The sequence below is a fragment of the Methanospirillum hungatei genome, from assembly GCF_020216685.1.
Taxonomy (GTDB): Archaea; Halobacteriota; Methanomicrobia; order Methanomicrobiales; family Methanospirillaceae; genus Methanospirillum; species Methanospirillum hungatei_B.
Genome location: NZ_JAIWNS010000130.1, coordinates 1 through 15,369, shown reverse-complemented (window position 1 = coordinate 15,369; position 15,369 = coordinate 1). Strand labels below are relative to the sequence as shown.

At 48.6% G+C, this 15,369-nt stretch carries 15 protein-coding genes; 6 read left to right on the top strand and 9 right to left on the bottom strand.

The window, feature by feature from the left end; genetic code table 11:
* The 4 genes from LDL35_RS08350 to LDL35_RS08335 all read right to left on the bottom strand — a co-directional run.
* A partial coding sequence (locus LDL35_RS08350; RefSeq protein WP_304021573.1) for a hypothetical protein occupies positions 1 to 249 on the bottom strand: 249 nt, incomplete at its 3' end.
* A 10-nt stretch (positions 250 to 259) separates the two neighbouring features.
* Positions 260 to 502 carry an antitoxin family protein gene (locus tag LDL35_RS08345; RefSeq protein ID WP_304021570.1) on the bottom strand — a complete coding sequence of 81 codons (243 nt, stop codon included), beginning with the start codon at positions 500 to 502 and terminating at the stop codon, positions 260 to 262.
* A 200-nt stretch (positions 503 to 702) separates the two neighbouring features.
* Complete coding sequence (locus LDL35_RS08340) at positions 703 to 1,743, bottom strand: sensor histidine kinase (protein ID WP_304021567.1); 1,041 nt, start codon at positions 1,741 to 1,743, stop codon at positions 703 to 705.
* A gap of 10 nt (positions 1,744 to 1,753) precedes the next feature.
* Positions 1,754 to 2,464, bottom strand: coding sequence for a histidine kinase N-terminal 7TM domain-containing protein (locus LDL35_RS08335; RefSeq protein ID WP_304021564.1), 711 nt, complete (start codon positions 2,462 to 2,464; stop codon positions 1,754 to 1,756).
* Between the two features lie 174 nt (positions 2,465 to 2,638).
* Between LDL35_RS08335 and LDL35_RS15300 the strand changes: the two genes are divergently transcribed.
* The 3 genes from LDL35_RS15300 (at position 2,639) to LDL35_RS08325 (ending at position 3,657) form a co-directional block, all read left to right on the top strand.
* A complete protein-coding gene (locus tag LDL35_RS15300; RefSeq protein ID WP_369694899.1) occupies positions 2,639 to 2,854 on the top strand; it encodes a type II toxin-antitoxin system HicB family antitoxin in 216 nt (71 codons plus the stop codon).
* Positions 2,855 to 2,926: 72 nt separating this feature from the next.
* Positions 2,927 to 3,208, top strand: a complete 282-nt coding sequence (locus tag LDL35_RS08330; protein ID WP_304021561.1) for a nucleotidyltransferase domain-containing protein — start codon at positions 2,927 to 2,929, stop codon at positions 3,206 to 3,208.
* Positions 3,205 to 3,657 (top strand): hypothetical protein, encoded by a 453-nt coding sequence (locus LDL35_RS08325; RefSeq protein ID WP_304021558.1) that lies wholly within the window; start codon positions 3,205 to 3,207, stop codon positions 3,655 to 3,657. The genes LDL35_RS08330 and LDL35_RS08325 overlap by 4 nt, the downstream gene beginning before the upstream one ends.
* 134 nt (positions 3,658 to 3,791) lie before the next feature.
* On the opposite strand, the gene LDL35_RS08320 is transcribed toward LDL35_RS08325, so the two are convergent.
* A complete protein-coding gene (locus tag LDL35_RS08320) occupies positions 3,792 to 5,510 on the bottom strand; it encodes an ATP-binding protein (RefSeq protein WP_304021555.1) in 1,719 nt (572 codons plus the stop codon).
* Positions 5,511 to 5,629: 119 nt separating this feature from the next.
* Here LDL35_RS08320 and LDL35_RS08315 point away from each other — a divergent pair, with 119 nt between their 5' ends.
* Positions 5,630 to 7,375 (top strand): bifunctional metallophosphatase/5'-nucleotidase, encoded by a 1,746-nt coding sequence (locus tag LDL35_RS08315; RefSeq protein ID WP_304021551.1) that lies wholly within the window; start codon positions 5,630 to 5,632, stop codon positions 7,373 to 7,375.
* A gap of 29 nt (positions 7,376 to 7,404) precedes the next feature.
* Here LDL35_RS08315 and LDL35_RS08310 read toward each other — a convergent pair whose 3' ends face one another.
* From LDL35_RS08310 to LDL35_RS08300, 3 genes are read right to left on the bottom strand one after another with little or no spacing between them, the layout of a single operon-like run.
* Complete coding sequence (locus LDL35_RS08310; protein ID WP_304021548.1) at positions 7,405 to 10,815, bottom strand: hypothetical protein; 3,411 nt, start codon at positions 10,813 to 10,815, stop codon at positions 7,405 to 7,407.
* Positions 10,815 to 11,591: a PP2C family serine/threonine-protein phosphatase gene (locus LDL35_RS08305; protein ID WP_304021545.1), complete on the bottom strand. Its 777-nt coding sequence runs from the start codon at positions 11,589 to 11,591 to the stop codon at positions 10,815 to 10,817. The genes LDL35_RS08310 and LDL35_RS08305 overlap by 1 nt, the downstream gene beginning before the upstream one ends.
* Positions 11,592 to 11,596: 5 nt before the next feature.
* Positions 11,597 to 12,298, bottom strand: a complete 702-nt coding sequence (locus tag LDL35_RS08300) for a VWA domain-containing protein (protein ID WP_304021542.1) — start codon at positions 12,296 to 12,298, stop codon at positions 11,597 to 11,599.
* A gap of 83 nt (positions 12,299 to 12,381) precedes the next feature.
* Between LDL35_RS08300 and hycI the strand changes: the two genes are divergently transcribed.
* On the top strand, positions 12,382 to 12,843 hold the full coding sequence (hycI, locus tag LDL35_RS08295) for a hydrogenase maturation peptidase HycI (RefSeq protein WP_304021539.1): 462 nt from the start codon (positions 12,382 to 12,384) through the stop codon (positions 12,841 to 12,843).
* Between the two features lie 42 nt (positions 12,844 to 12,885).
* A complete protein-coding gene (locus tag LDL35_RS08290; protein ID WP_304021536.1) occupies positions 12,886 to 13,305 on the top strand; it encodes a hypothetical protein in 420 nt (139 codons plus the stop codon).
* An 8-nt stretch (positions 13,306 to 13,313) separates the two neighbouring features.
* Here the strand turns inward: LDL35_RS08290 and LDL35_RS08285 are convergent.
* Positions 13,314 to 15,369, bottom strand: a 2,056-nt coding sequence (locus LDL35_RS08285; RefSeq protein ID WP_304021533.1) for a DEAD/DEAH box helicase, incomplete at its 5' end; no start/stop codon positions are given.

Sequence of the window (15,369 nt, the reverse complement as noted above, 5' to 3'; positions counted from 1 at the left end):
CTGAATAGGAATTATTGTACAGTGTTCAGATTTGTAGAGAGTATCTATTAGCGATGAAACTTCATTTCGTTTATTTTTACAAAAAGCATCAGCAAGTTCAAGGATAATGCCCTCTGTCAGATACAAATGAGAATGAGATCTTATTTTCTTTGAAATTTTATGAGCAATCATGTGATATTGATCAGATTCATTTAAAAGGGCAATAAAAAATGAAGTGTCTGCAAATATCAACTCATTTGAGAAAACCATACAACACAGATTATTCCTTATTCAAATCGCCCTTTTTAGGAGTACCATGGATATAATGATCATGTTCTGATGACCAATCGGAAGGGCCCTTTATAATCCCGGTATACTTATCCAATACTGCCCAGAGATCATCTGATTTTTCAGGATCCTCTGTGATTATTGAAAGAGTAACATCAATACCATCTTTCAGATCTATCTTGTCAAGAGGTTCGAAAACAGAACCAGTATAATGTGCACGAATGGTCTTTATCATAATTAATTATTATCCTTTAATTCATTAAAACATTTATAATTTCGTATGTTAATCGCACCTTACCCTTTTGACTGAAGACTGATATGAACCTTTTTATTTTTTATCGGTTTATTGAGATTTTTAGCAATTCATCAGTATTTCTCATGAAGCGGTTAATTTATCGTAAGAATTTTCATGGCTCATAAGAGAAGCATATCACGTTATGACAATCGGTATCCCCCTTCCGGAATCATCATCTCAAACCTGACACCCTTCCCAAATGTCCCGCATTCCCTGATCCGAATCCCGGTAATATCCAGAATCTCCCTGATTAAAAATAACCCAAGACCTGAATTCTTCCCATGTCCCTGCCTGAACACGATCTCCTTCTCACCATCAGGAATTCCATGCCCGTTATCCTCATATACCAGGCAATACTCCTGACCGGACTGATATCCGGATACACGGACTGTCGTCACCCCGTTCCCATGCCGCAAGGAATTATCAAGCAGATTGTAAAATACCCGGGAGAACATCAGGTCAGCGTACACCATCAGCCCTGAAACCTCAAGAGAGAATGAGACCCGTTCGAGAAGCCGGGCAATATCCGGCTCTTCAAAGACCGATTCTACCGTTATCCACCTTGGTGCCTCGGTTCCCATCTCCTCATATACCCCGGTAAAGGAGATGATCTCACCGATAGTATCACCGGCATGCACAATCTTTTCAAGTGAGTCAGTATCCGGTTCATCCCCTGACTCCTGAAGAATACGGGCATACCCATTCACCACCGTTACCCAGTTCAGGACATCATGCCTGGTGATACTCGAAAGAAGGTTCAGTTTCTTATTTGCAAGACGAAGAGCTGTTTCCGCAAGCCGTCGTTCAGAAACCTCATGGGAAAGATCCTCATTCATCTTTTCCAGTTCTTCATTCCGTGCAGAAAGATCCTGTTTTGCCTGTTCCCGGTCGCTCACATCGATACAGAGCAGGAGCCGTCCACACCCTTTTGCAGGCATTCTCTTCCGGTTCACCGGAGAGACCCGGAACTCAATCCACCGGTCACCAATACGGGACAACCGGCTTCTCCCATCAGAACAATTCAGCCAATTTTCCGCACAATCAGGAAAGAGCGGTGAGAGCGATGAGATGTGCATCCCTACAACAGAGGGAGTCACCGGGAGGAGGTGCATGACCGCAGGATTTAGTTCCACTATCCGGTCCCGTTCATCGATCACAATCACCCCTTCCCGCATATCCATGATGATCTGTTCATGGGGCAATCGGGATCAGATCAAAGAGCAGGTGCCGGGTAATTGCATAGATGAGGACCAGGCCGGTCAGGGTGAAGGATATGGGAGTAAAATCAATCCCCAGGAATAGTGGAGAGGCAAACGCATACAGCAGACTGGAGATGAAGGGAAAGAGTGAACTGACAAATACCAGCCACATCTGCACGGCATACACCGGCGCTGACCGTATCACCGTATGAAGGAGCACACCGGCAGCGGCAAAATACAGCAGAAGACTATAGATTATCTCAACCCAGTACCAGGCCCCATGGACATAAAAGAGGGATATCCCGGCCAGGACAGTATCGACGAGGTAAATCTTTGGCCAGATAAGACCATGAATTGGAAAGGTTGCAGAAAGAATGAAACTGATTACCGGAATGATTAATAGAAGATATACAGCCTTCTTTGGAATCCGGTCTCCATTCCTGGTGAACTGGAGGACAAAATAAAGAAAGAGGACCGGCACTACCAGGTCGATCACCGATACAATCGACCAGAATACCTTATACCCTATCGAGGTAGAGATCGCTTCAAAGAAGGAGGTGCATGACCAGCAGAAGACCCCGATCATGAGATACAAAAATGCCCGCATAACCTTGTCAGATGGGCGGTGAGATGCATACCCTGCCAAGGCAACTGATATCAGAGAGGATAGGAGAAGGAGGCCGGCATAAAGTGAAAACTGCATATGATGTCCGAGTTATTTCATGGGATATGACCAGATAACTCATATATCTGTCAGGGAGGATATTAAGTGCTTCCGGGGTTAAATTTTCCCACCAGATGACATGATACGTGTATTAGCTACAAAGAAATAAATATATAAGTTGATCTTAAATAATTAAAATATTATTGGCATACCCTGCTGAACGAGTACATACCCGCTGTATTATCCACAGCAAAATTCGAAGTCATTGAAGATAAAGAACCATATTATGGTGAAATACCTTCATTACCGGGCGTCTTCGCAACATGGCATTCACTTGAGAGGTGCAAAAAAGTCCTTCTTTCTGTCTTGGAAGAATGTTTTGTCCTTCGTATACGATTTGAAAAAAATATTCCTCCCATACATGGATAACTACATAAGACCTACTCCCCTGTTTTATCGATTTAGATAAAACAATACGATCAAACGGTAATATATATCAAGATGAGATTATCCGAAGGTGAGGTATCGCTCATTAAAAAAACCATATATACTTTTGATCCCTCTGCCCGGGTTATCCTTTTTGGTTCAAGGACCGATGATTCTCAAAAAGGGGGGGATATCGACCTCTTCATCATTTCAAACAAAATTTCAGGAAAGGAAAAACGCAATATACGAATCGCTCTTGAAGATAATCTGGGCGAACAAAAGATCGATATCCTTATTGAACCAGAACCAAAAACTCCCTTCGCACGAATTGCCATGAGAGAGGGAATTGAACTATGAACCAGACTGATGCTCTTGATCTTCTGATACAGACTGATAGATATCTGCAGGAGAGCAAAGGATGGCTCTTGCATTCATATAAGATATGTTCAAAAATCGGAAAAAAATCAGTATATTCAATTGAAGAAATGGACGCATTCGAAGCGTTGAGTAGCAGATTTGCCCGTTCGAGTGATATTCTCATCCAGCAGATGTTTCGAACGATTGGTATGGTGGAACTTGAGCCAGGCGGGAGTGTTCTGGACCGGATTAACCGGGCAGAAAAGATGGGATATATTGAATCTGCACACGAGGTTCGGACAATCAGGGAGATCAGAAATACCATTGTGCATGAATACCAGCACAGCGAGATTATTCAATTATTTCATGATCTGCTGGATACAACTCCGATACTTCTTGAATCTATTGAATCGACACATACCTATATCGCCCGATATCTAAAGAAATAATTCAGTCCCTATTTTACATTCAATAATCGAATCATTTCCCGGATGTGTGATTGACGCCTCTCTTGCGATGTGGACGAATCTCTTTACGGATGAATACCCAATTTTTGTACCGGACTTTTTAGTAAACCAGAAATTTATATCTCAAACACGCAAAATCCCTGATTTCCAAAGCAATAGATCAGAAATAGGCGAAATGAATTATGAGGATATTCACGGTTCAGCCCCTGTGCATATCCCTGAATCTGCATAATGTCTTCATTTGGGGGATTAAACTCATCAATGGTCCATGAAAGCCTGCTTAACTCTGCATTTGAGAAATATTTAAACTCAATAATCCACCTGATACCAGCGAATTTTTCATGATATTTCCCGACAAACTCAAGGTCACTTCGTCCCTCCGGGTATGAACGCTCAATATTCCAGGTAAACCAGGTAGAGAGATACCGGCTGCAGAGTTCATAAAAGGTCGTTCGATAAAAATTTTCATTCACCCGTGTGAACACAGCCTCAGGCAGCTGACTGATATACAGTCGCCAATAGTCAGCAAAAAGACGGGGCAGATCAGGATTCTGAATAAAACTTCTCATCATATCTTCATATTTGGTGGATACATCAATATGCAGGAGTTCATTGAAGTATTCAGCGAATATTTTGCGGATATTCATATTCGGAATACGGAGTCTGAACTGATCATCCCTCGTCAGGAGCCCAAGATAAAATAATGATATCGGATAGTACCCTTTCGTGAAAAACTGGGCCTTATTGAATTTTGTCACTAGGTAATCGTCATCATAGGCGATGGTATCTGACGTAAGCAATTCAGAAATGAGTTCCTCTGCATGATCAGACCCTTTCGTAATCCGCTGAATCCATGAGAGATCGGTCCGGAGATTCAGATCGGTGAGGTGTTTTGGAATGATCTTCTGATCACAGAACTGCCGGAGAAAATACATCAGCATCGTTGAATTGTACAGGGACTGACCTGACGGATTGACAAAGTGATACCCGTCATATTGTTTCTTAATCACCTCATCCACATCACGCCTGGTTGCAGGATCGATAAGAAAATCGGTATATATTTCATCAAGGAGCTGATTCGTCTCTTCCTGGGTAAATCCGAGCATATCCTCAAAGGATGCATCAAGAGTCAGAAATGTTCCGATATTATAACTGGATGTCAGGTCATCGATGGTAATCGGTAATACCCCGGTGATGAAGATATTTTCAATAGCGTCTGTCTGCCTTCCCGCTTTCAAAACTTTGAAGAATGTCCGGAGAAAATTATCTCCACTGGTCATGTCCTGGTAGGTATGATCCTGGTAACTGGTGATAAGCTGGTTTGCAAAATTGTCGTACTCATCAATGATCACATATACCCGGGGAGATCCCCGTTTTTGAAGGTTGTCAAGCCAGATTGAGAGATTCATGCAGGAGTCAAGTTCAGGTCGGACCGGAGGGATGTCCTGCATTATGTCAGGATACACTGCTGACAGGGATGTTATCCGCTCATTACAATAGAGGTGAAATTTCTCTTCCAGACTGGTTTGTGCTCCTGAAACACCAATCTCGGAAAAATCCAGTTTGAGAACGATAAACTGGTTATGACGTGCGGTTGGGTTTTTTCCTATCCAGGTATGACCAAAGAGTTCCTCAAATCTCTTTTCTTGTGCTCGATCATAATAATAGTGGAGCATTGAACAGAAGAGGGATTTTACAAACCGGCGTGGCCGAAGATAAACCGGGTTGTGGATCCCCTCAAGTTTCGCGATAAACCGGGTCTTATCTACAAAATACGCATTATCCCTGACCAGTTCTGCATAGTTCATGATTCCATACGGGATAGGGCGTTTCACCTGACTCACCTGTCTTCTAAAAATTCGATATCGCTCTTCTGGTAATATATGTCAATGAACCATAAAACCCTGTGGTACATGACCTATACTTTCATATCATCTCCTGCAGAGGATCTCTCATGCAACGTTATCTGTTGTCAAACCAGTCCCTGCACATTTTCTCTCATTATGCAGGCATTCTCGCCATCCTGTATCTCATCAGCCTTCTTTTCATTCCGACTATGGCTGATGACCAGGGGTTCGGGCCAGTATCATTTCACATCCTTGCAGTGAACGACTTTCACGGACAACTCGGCCCTGGACAGAAGATGAATGGATCTCCTGCGGGGAGTATCCCGGTTCTTGGCGGATATCTCTCTGATGCAATCGATCGATACGGAGCAAATACCACCATTATCGCCCTTCCTGGTGACATGACCGGAGCATCGCCGGCGGAATCAAATCTGCTTCTCGATGAACCGGCAATACTCTTTATGAACCGGTTTGTCACCGGCGACTGGAAGAGACCTGATATGACAGAGACTACAGGAGTCAGAGTCATTGGAACATTGGGAAACCATGAATTTGATCGGAACATCTCCGAATTGCAACGGCTGATCAACGGAGGCAATGAAGGGACGAACATCACTCACCTTGTAGATCCCTATCCGGGAGCACTCTGGCCGGTCATTGCTGCAAACGTCTTCTGGAATGGCACAGACAACCTCTTGCTTGAGCCATATGTACGAGAGGAGATAGAGGGCATCCCGGTCGCATTCATTGGGGCCGTCACTGAGGTAACCGGTGAGATATCTGAACCTGGCAATGTCGAACCAGTCGCCTTTACCGATGAAGCGGATGCCATCAATAAACAGGTGAAGGTGCTTCAGGAACAGGGAATTCATGCATTTGTCGTTCTCCTGCATGAAGGAGGAACCCAGACACCGTATGATGGTCCGACACAGGAGACCGGGGATCTCTCAGGCAGGGTTGTGTCGATTGTCATGAGACTTGATGAGGATGTGGACGTGGTCTTATCTGCCCATTCTCATCAATTCACCAACCAGTACCTGCCAAACGCCGGCGGGAAACCGACCCTTGTGACCCAGGCATATTCATACAGCTCAGCCTATGCTGATGTGACCCTTGAGCTGGACCCGGAAACGAAGGATATTGTGAACAAGACGGCAACGATTGTCACCGCCTATGCTGACCAGGGGGCCGGACGTAACACGGATGAGAACTCCCAGGAACTGCTCGATGCAGTAAACAGCACCGTTGCACCGCTTATTAGTGAAGTTATTGCGACAACAGACATTCCGCTCACCAGGAACCTGGATGAGAATGGAGAATCACTCCTCTACGATATCGTAACCGATGCATTCCGATGGTATATGAAGACTGACATAAGTATCCTGAATATCGGGTCCCTTCGTGCAGACATCGATGCTGGTGAGATTACGACCGGTGATGCCTACTCGGTTTTGCCCTTCCATGACCAGATCTATGCATTGAGAATGACCGGGCAGCAGATCAAAGACCTGCTCAATCAACAGTGGACCCGTACGGTAAAGCCTGACCATCTTCTGCAGATATCCGGATTTTCTTACAGCTATGATGAATCCAGGGATCCATCCGACCGGGTGACCAGTATTACCTTTAACGGAGAAGAGATGGATATGAACGCATATTACACGGTTGCGACAGAAGACTTCCTTGCCCATGGAGGAGATGGCTATACTGTCATGAATGAAGGAGTACTTGTTGCATATGGAGCACTTGATGTCGATGAATTTATCGCATATCTCAAGTATATTCCGTCACCAATCCATGAACAGACCGGTGGAAGGATCAACCCGGTGAAGAGTGGTGAAGAGCAGGAATAAGGACACTCTATTCCACTCTGATACCCGTTCTATCCGAAAAATTCATCGATGAATTCAGATAATCTCTTTGAAAGGGTTCCTTTTTTCTTCCCCTTCTTTCCTTTCTTCCCTTTTGAGGGGGCTGGCTTTAGGGGCATTTCATAATATCCGGGGAACAGCATGACCGATATGGTTTTGCGGACGTACTGCTTTCGTACCCTCTTTACACGAACCAGTCTGGGGAAATTGGTCCCTTTCATCTGTTCAAGGTGCGATACCCATCGCATCTCATCGATAAGCGAGACATCAAATCTCTTCAGTATCAGGACCTCAAGTGAAAAGACCGGCGGTATAATGACAAGAGCGGTGGTCATCCTGGGGAGACATATCGGAAGAGAGCGTTTGTGAAGTACCGGGAGGAATACGAAATCGCCATTCCGGGCTGCAAGGAAGAGTATGGCTGAAGTTGATATCCGGAGTGGCTGAGTCATGGAGAGTGGAAGATGAATTATTGGAATTACCGGAATTACTCTCGGTCTCTGCGGTATCCATCTTCGTTTCAGATGCCTGACCGTATGTACCGGTGCAGACAGGAATAATACTGCCCTGGTTGGTAACAGGCAGAAGTGTGGTCCGGGTGACAGCAGAGGACGTGATCTATCCGGATGGCAGAACGGGCAAATACCCTGAGAGATACTGAACCAGTGATCAGGATCAGCCGGGCATGAGACAAGGGAGAGGAATGCATGTTCGGACCGTTCAAACCAGCCGGAGAGGATCTCTTCAAGTGAACAGGAACAATCCGGTGATCTGGTAAAGATACTCCTCATCGGATAGGGAATCCTATCAGGAGAAGGAATATAGGATCGATAAGGCCGGGCCCTATACGGCCGGGATCTCTTCGGATAGACCTGATCAAAATCACATCCGTCCATCATCATCATGCAGAGAAGGGATCGTATTTCTGAAAGCAGAGGGGATATGCCTTCTTTTCGGGGTATCATCCCGTCAGGTACTGCCAGAACCCGGACTGAGCTGTCAGGGCCGACAAAGATGGAGCGGGGGGTGAGGCTGAATGGATGAAGACCCACCCTGCTCATTGAGAGAAGAGCGGAGAGGAGATTTGTACATGCAGCCACCCGGTATCTGAATGAAAATTTCGACCCTCTCCACGATGTACGGGTCCAGGGATCTGCTGCTGTGTGCCAGTGAACATACCGGGAAAAATCAATATCAGGAATAAGGTAATGTATTCGTTTTAAAGGTCCCTGGTTCTGGTAGACCATTCGTTCAGGCACGACCACCGATGGCGGAACCGAAGTGACCGGACATGAACACAGAGGAGTGAGATGGTGTACACTGATAAGGAGCTGGTATCCAGGCCGCCCGGTCCGTCGGATCTCCCCATGCGATATTCGGACGATCCGGTCCCCCACATGGACGATATCTCCCTCATCATCGACATATTCAGGGAGAGGCAATTTTATCGTGACTGGTTCAAGTTCTGATTCTGATTCTGGTTCCGGTCTCGAATCGGTTGGAATGTCTGACGTGATCGCACGGATTAGAACTGCGGGTTCTGTCATATCCCGTGTTTCATATCTGAATCCCAGAACACGGGCCCATCGGGAGGGTTCGGGACGTGCCTGCGGGTGCTGGTGACCGGTCACAAATGCCTCGTGGAACAGGGCACGGACCGATGAGGGGATCCGGTCATACGGCGGGGCATAGTCAGGTGGATACAGGCCGGGGATCTTTCCTTCATAGGCAAAAAGACCACGAATAATCTTATCCGGGGTTGTTGGTGCATCCTCGATGAGCGGTCCCCGTCCCTGGTATGGGTGAGCCCCCTGCATCAGGAACCGGAAGATTAGAACGGCAAGGGCAAACCGGTCAGCAAAGAGCCGGTCAATATCCTGCTTCTCAAATGAGCCGTCAATCAGTTCGGGGGGAAGATACTCACCAGTCCCGACCCGGCAGAACCATGTCCGTGATGATGATGGATCGGTGATCTGAAACGAATCTGTGTCGATGAGGCATATCTCTCCGTCCGTGCTGATGAATACGTTATTCTCACGAAGATCGCCGACACAGTGACCGGATGCATGGACCGCATGGACAAGACCGGCAAGGCGTGCTGCTGCCTTCATTGAGAAGGAAAAATCCTGGTCAGGTTTATCGTACCAGGCATGCACCGGCATAAACCGGCTGTCAAGGCGGGTCATCAGGTATCCAAGAAACCGTGACGGGGGCTGTGAGAGGATGATGCCCGACGGCCAGCAGATCCCCGTTCCGGCAGGAATCTTGATCGGACACTTCTGCATGATCCGTATCTTCTCTTCCATCTCCGGACTGCTCCGGTGGGGATGAAATATCTTCACACACCGGGTATCATCACCCTCCACATACCATATCTCCCCTTCCCCGCCGGATTTTCCTGATGAGAGTATCTGCAGCTGACCACCATACTGATCCAGGACCGTCATCCGTGATCTGGTCTTTATTCTGGGAAGACGGACCCGTGCTTTCTCCTGTGCCGGATATGAACGGGCTATCTCGATATTTAATGTAAATGGCCCGACATTGGTGATGATCACAATCGGGACAGATGCAGGAACATTTCCCGGAAGCAGACGGGTATCTACTCTGATGGTAATTATGGTGCTGTCGGTGACGGAGAATATTGACGGCACTGCGGTTATCCAGGGATATTTCGAGGGAATGGTCCCCCGGAGGACCCCGGCACCGGTATTTTTGACCATAAGACGCTCTTCGATGATACCCCTGATCGTCCAGGATATCCGGAGTGAGGATGGAATAAACCGGGGAACCGGCCCTTTCTCTGATGAACGGTGGATGGATACCTCAACCGTCTCCTCCCCGCCATTCGTCTTTACATGAATCCTCCCGACCGGGTGTCTGGCCTTCGGGGCTTTTGAGCTGATAACTCTGACCGGGATGACCTGCACGGTTCTGGTCCAGATGCCACGGGCAGGTATCTCAATCCAGTCACAGAGCGGGACTGCGGTCCCTGATAAAAACCCGGCGCCGGCATTTCTGACGGTGAGTGAGAATGAGATCGTCTCATCTTTGGTAATACCGCAAAACTGGAAGACCTTCTCATCCATCCGGAGCGTTGAGACCGGTGTCGGGGTTTTTCTGATCTCAATCTTTACCCGTCCGATACCACCGGTTGAGAGAATATGAACCGATGACTCCCCACTTGCCGGGGCTCTGTCAGGCCGTATCTCAAGGATTACCCGCTGGATAAAGGTGGTATTCAGATTCGTGTCAAGAACGGTGACCCAGTCTGCATCTGACCGGATATTTCCATAGAGCCGTCCCTTTCCCTCGTTCATGATGACCAGTTCTTCGCGAACCGGACCTGATGAGAGAGGAGAGACCTCTATTTTGGTACGGTCAATCCGGATTTTAGGTTCTGCTCCGGACGACCCGGCCATCAGAAGGGCTCACCAGACAGGGAGAATCCAACGGCCAGCGTCATGTCATCTGATGAGAGTGCCCGCATGCGGGAAGAAGAGAGGAGATCGGCGATCTCGGAATTCAGATCCCGGCCTTCATCCAAGTACTCCCCGAGGGATCTGACAAGGGGCACGACAAAGGGACTGTATGGGACATAGGCGCCATCCTCCCTTCTGATAAGGGCCCCCTGGCATCCGTCGGTTGCACAGATGATTGCATCGGCTGCTCGGTGTGAGATGCGACAGTGTGACTCCCAGGTCTGTGCGGTCAGGACTGCCGTCTCATTGGCATACTCGGCAGTTCCGGGAACCGAGAGCAGGGATGCTTCGCCTTCTGAGAGGGCGACACAGGCTCCGTCTCCGATATGACCACAGAAGGCACCATCAGGGGTGAGAACAGCCAAAAGGAGCGTTGTTGCAAACGATGAGATGTGCAGTCCTTCAGAAAGGGCATGGTCATGGATAGCCTCCCTCCCGGCACTCATGGCTGACCTGATAAGAGCAGGAATATCCTGCTCCCCGGGTTTATATGCATCCGTGGCATCTCTGACACTGGAGGATACGGCAATATCCGCTCCTTTTCCGCCATATTCTGCAGATGAGAGACCGTCAGCAACCGCGATGATGAGAGCATCAGGGAGGATGACTCCGGCCCAGGCATCTTCACACGGTATCTGGTCCCGAATATGCCTGGTTCCTGCAACCGACGCACCACAGGCGATATATGATCCGGGTCTTGTATGTCCGGCAGGCATCGGTATCAGAGCTGGATTACTCCCCAGCCTTCAGGACCAACCGGGTTCTCAAGTGATATCTGTTCACCAATCCGGGAGTCTGATATCTGGGAGAGACTCTTTGACAGCCAGAGGAACATCTCGGCCCACTTTGCTTCCTTGAGCATGAGCGGGGTCCTGCCCGGAGGAGATATCTCGCGGAGCACCGTCATATTGGCCTGGTCAACACCAAGCGCCCAGAAGAGGAATTTGTGATCTTTCTCCCCTCCATGCACCGCCTCAATGACCTTCTCCCAGATCTCATCACCTTTGCGCATATCAGTCGGCTGACCGTCGGTGATTAAAAATATCCACGGCCGGTAGTAATCGGTCCCGATGGTTCGGTACTCGGCCTTTCGTTCTTCAACAAGCCTGACTGCTTCAAGAATGGCCTGACCCATGGGAGTATACCCGCCGGCAGAGAGTTCCGGAGGGTCAAATGCCGATATGCCGGTGAAGGGTCTGACCAGTTCCACCCCTTTCCCAAAGGTTATCACGGCAAGATCTATCCGTTTGACCGCAAGATCGTCCTCCTTCAGCTCATCGGTGAGGATGCGAAGGCCTTCATTCAGCTCTGCTATCTTATTGCCTGACATGGATGCCGATGTGTCAAGGACCAGAACCGTGGCACAGTGAGGATGTTGCGGATACGGGATATCAACGATGTCTTCAAGTTTTTCTAAGCCCATTGATTGAAAATTGGCCGGTAACTTATAAAATAATTATCAAACAATACCGGTTATTTGAAGTCAGGAGGGAACGGTACATAACTGTGGATCTGCTCCTTGGTATTGGAAATGACCTGCTCGGGGATGACGGTGTTGGCCCCTGTATCGCTGAAGCACTTCTGGATTCAGACTGGACAGTCATCAATGCAGGCATTGTTCCGGAGAACTTTATCCGTCCGATACGGGAACGCAGACCGGAACGGATTGTCATCGTTGATGCCGTTCAGATGGGACTTTTACCCGGAAGCGTCCGGATCATTCCGCATGATTGTATCAGGGATTATGGGATTGGGACACATCAGCTCCCCCTCACCTTCTTTATTGAGCAGTGTGCCCCCCATTCACACGTCACCTTTATCGGAATAGAGCCTGGCTGCCTTGATCCTGACACCCCGCTGACACCCCCGGTCTCCCGTGCTGCTGCTGAACTCATCAGTCTGTTGAGAACGCACCGGTATGATCACCTGCCGGTCCTGGGTTTTAAGGGGAAGCAGGAACAAGATTGATTTTAGCTGCAGGGTACACGTATACAGAATAGGGGAATTATTATGCAATATGAGAATATCGATAGCGCTGAGATGGCCGAACTGGCTCTGTCACAGGCCGTTGATGAACATATTGAAAAGAGCAAAGAGGCAATAGACCGGATTTCAGAACTTGAGCAGCAGATCCTGCACTGGAACCAGGAAGATATCAAAAGGCTCCGCAATGATATTCAGGAGCTTCGGGAACTCCTCAAGAAAAACTTCCAGGTACAGATTGAAAATTTCATACATATGCGATCCATCCCCGGGATGCGGGTACCTGAAGAAATTCGCCAGCTCTACAAGATTATCTCGGTGGATAAAAAGGGTTTTGCCCTCTATGGGACTGAAATGGATAAAATCGCACATATAACAAAGATCACCGAGCATTTTAAGAAACGAAAGGAAGCGGCAGCACAGGCAAAGGCCAAAGAGAAGAAATAAATTCCCCGTCAGGTCAGGCCGGCACAGTGCCGGAGAAGCGCAATACATCCTCTTTTATCAAGCGGCTGGTTATCATTCCCACATTTCGGTGAGTAAATACAGGCCGGACACCCGTCTTTACACCTGCATTCCCTGACCATCTTCTCCGCCGACTCGCAGAGCTCTTCATAGATATGATATGCACGTTCCGCAAGGCCGATACCCCCTTCGTACCCGTCATAGATGAAGATGACCGGTTTTCCCCTGACTTCTGAAGAGCTGGCCGATGACAGTCCTCCCAGATCCCACCGGTCACAGAGAACATGGTAGGGCATCATGGCAATAAGAGCATGTTCTGCCCCATGAAGAGAACCACCGACATCATGGTCTGCTGACAAGACACTCATTCCTTTCAGGGAGAACTCAATCCAGACAGATATGGTCTCAAAGGTTATCGGTTCAAGGGAGAGTGGTTCGGTGGAGATGGTCCTCTCATCGATGAGCCGGCGATACCCGTGATAGAGTTCTGATACCTCTACTCTGCCCAGACAGAGGGTTCCGGAGCTGATCTCCCGGCTCATCAGCCGCTCATGGATCTGAACACCGGTCTGGTGGTTTACTCTGGTATAGTACCCCGGATCCTCCTTTGTCGCCAGGATCCGGTGACGGTCAAAATCCCAGCTGCCTACCAGATACCGCTCTCCCTGGTGAATTAGGACCGCACCAGGATGGGCCTCCCGGCATGCCTGCCTGATATCCAGTGTCTCAATAACCCGGTTTCTGACCTCTACCGTCCAGACATCACTGATCTGGGACAATGACACCAGTTCACTTGCCCGCTTTCTCCCGGTGTAGACATAGCCCCGCGGTGTCTCTGCAACAAGGCCATTCTCTACCAGTGCATGAAGATGGTCGATAATCCCTTTTCCAAACCAGCGGATATCGAACTCAGGTCTGACCGGAAGTTCAGAAGCGGCGCAGAGGAGCTGTCCGGAGAGGATATAAGGGTTTTTCGTGTCGATGATGGCATGTTCATGGGGGCGGGCAAAGAACTCCTCCGGATGCCGCATAAAAAACTGGTCAAGCGGGTTTTGCATCGCGATAAGAATGGCCAGGGCATCAGAGACCGACCGGCCGGCCCGTCCTGCCTGCTGCCAGATTGACATCATGGTCCCCGGATACCCGGTCATCACCACGGCATCAAGAGACCCGATATCAATCCCAAGTTCAAGCGCATTTGTCGATACAATCCCCCGCATCACTCCGGCTTTCAGGTTTCGTTCAAGTTCCTGCCGCTCTTTTGGGAGATACCCCGCCCGGTACGCAGCGATACTGTTCACCTTGTCAGGAGACTTTTTGTGGAGGTGGTTTTTCGCCCAGACTGATACCAGTTCAGTCATCCGGCGTGAACCGGTAAAGCAGAGGGACTGCAGGCCGGCTTCAACCAGAAGAGAGAGGATCTCAGCGCTCTCCGAATAGACCGACCTTGGCTGGACCATCTCCCGGTACGGATTATACAGAATAAAAAACCTATCTCCGGTAGGTGCACCACTTCTGTCGATGATCGTCATCTCCCGTCCGGTCAGATTACGGGCAAAATCGGCAGGGTTTGCAAGTGTTGCCGATGAGAGGAAAAACTGCGGTGATGAACCATAATGGTCACAGATCCGAAGCAGCCTTCGTATGAGAACAGACATACTGCTCCCAAACACCCCCCGGTACTGGTGGGCCTCATCCAGGATTATGTACCTCAGCCGTGAAAAGAAGGAGGACCATTGCCGGTGCCAGGGGAGAATCTGATGAATTTCATAGGGATTTGTGAGGATGAGTCCTGCTTCTGACCTGATAAGAGGCCGGTCATGCTGCGGGGTATCACCGTCATAGATAGCAGGCTGAATGGGCATTCCGGTTGCTTTTTCCAGATCCTGCATCGTCTTTTGCTGGTCACGGGTAAGGGCTTTTGCCGGATAGATGGCAAGGGCGGTTGCATCCCGGACATTCTGCCGTATGGTAAGAAAGGGGAGCAGAAAGGAGAGGGTTTTTCCTGATGCTGTCGGGGTGCAGAGGATGACATCCAAACCTGCT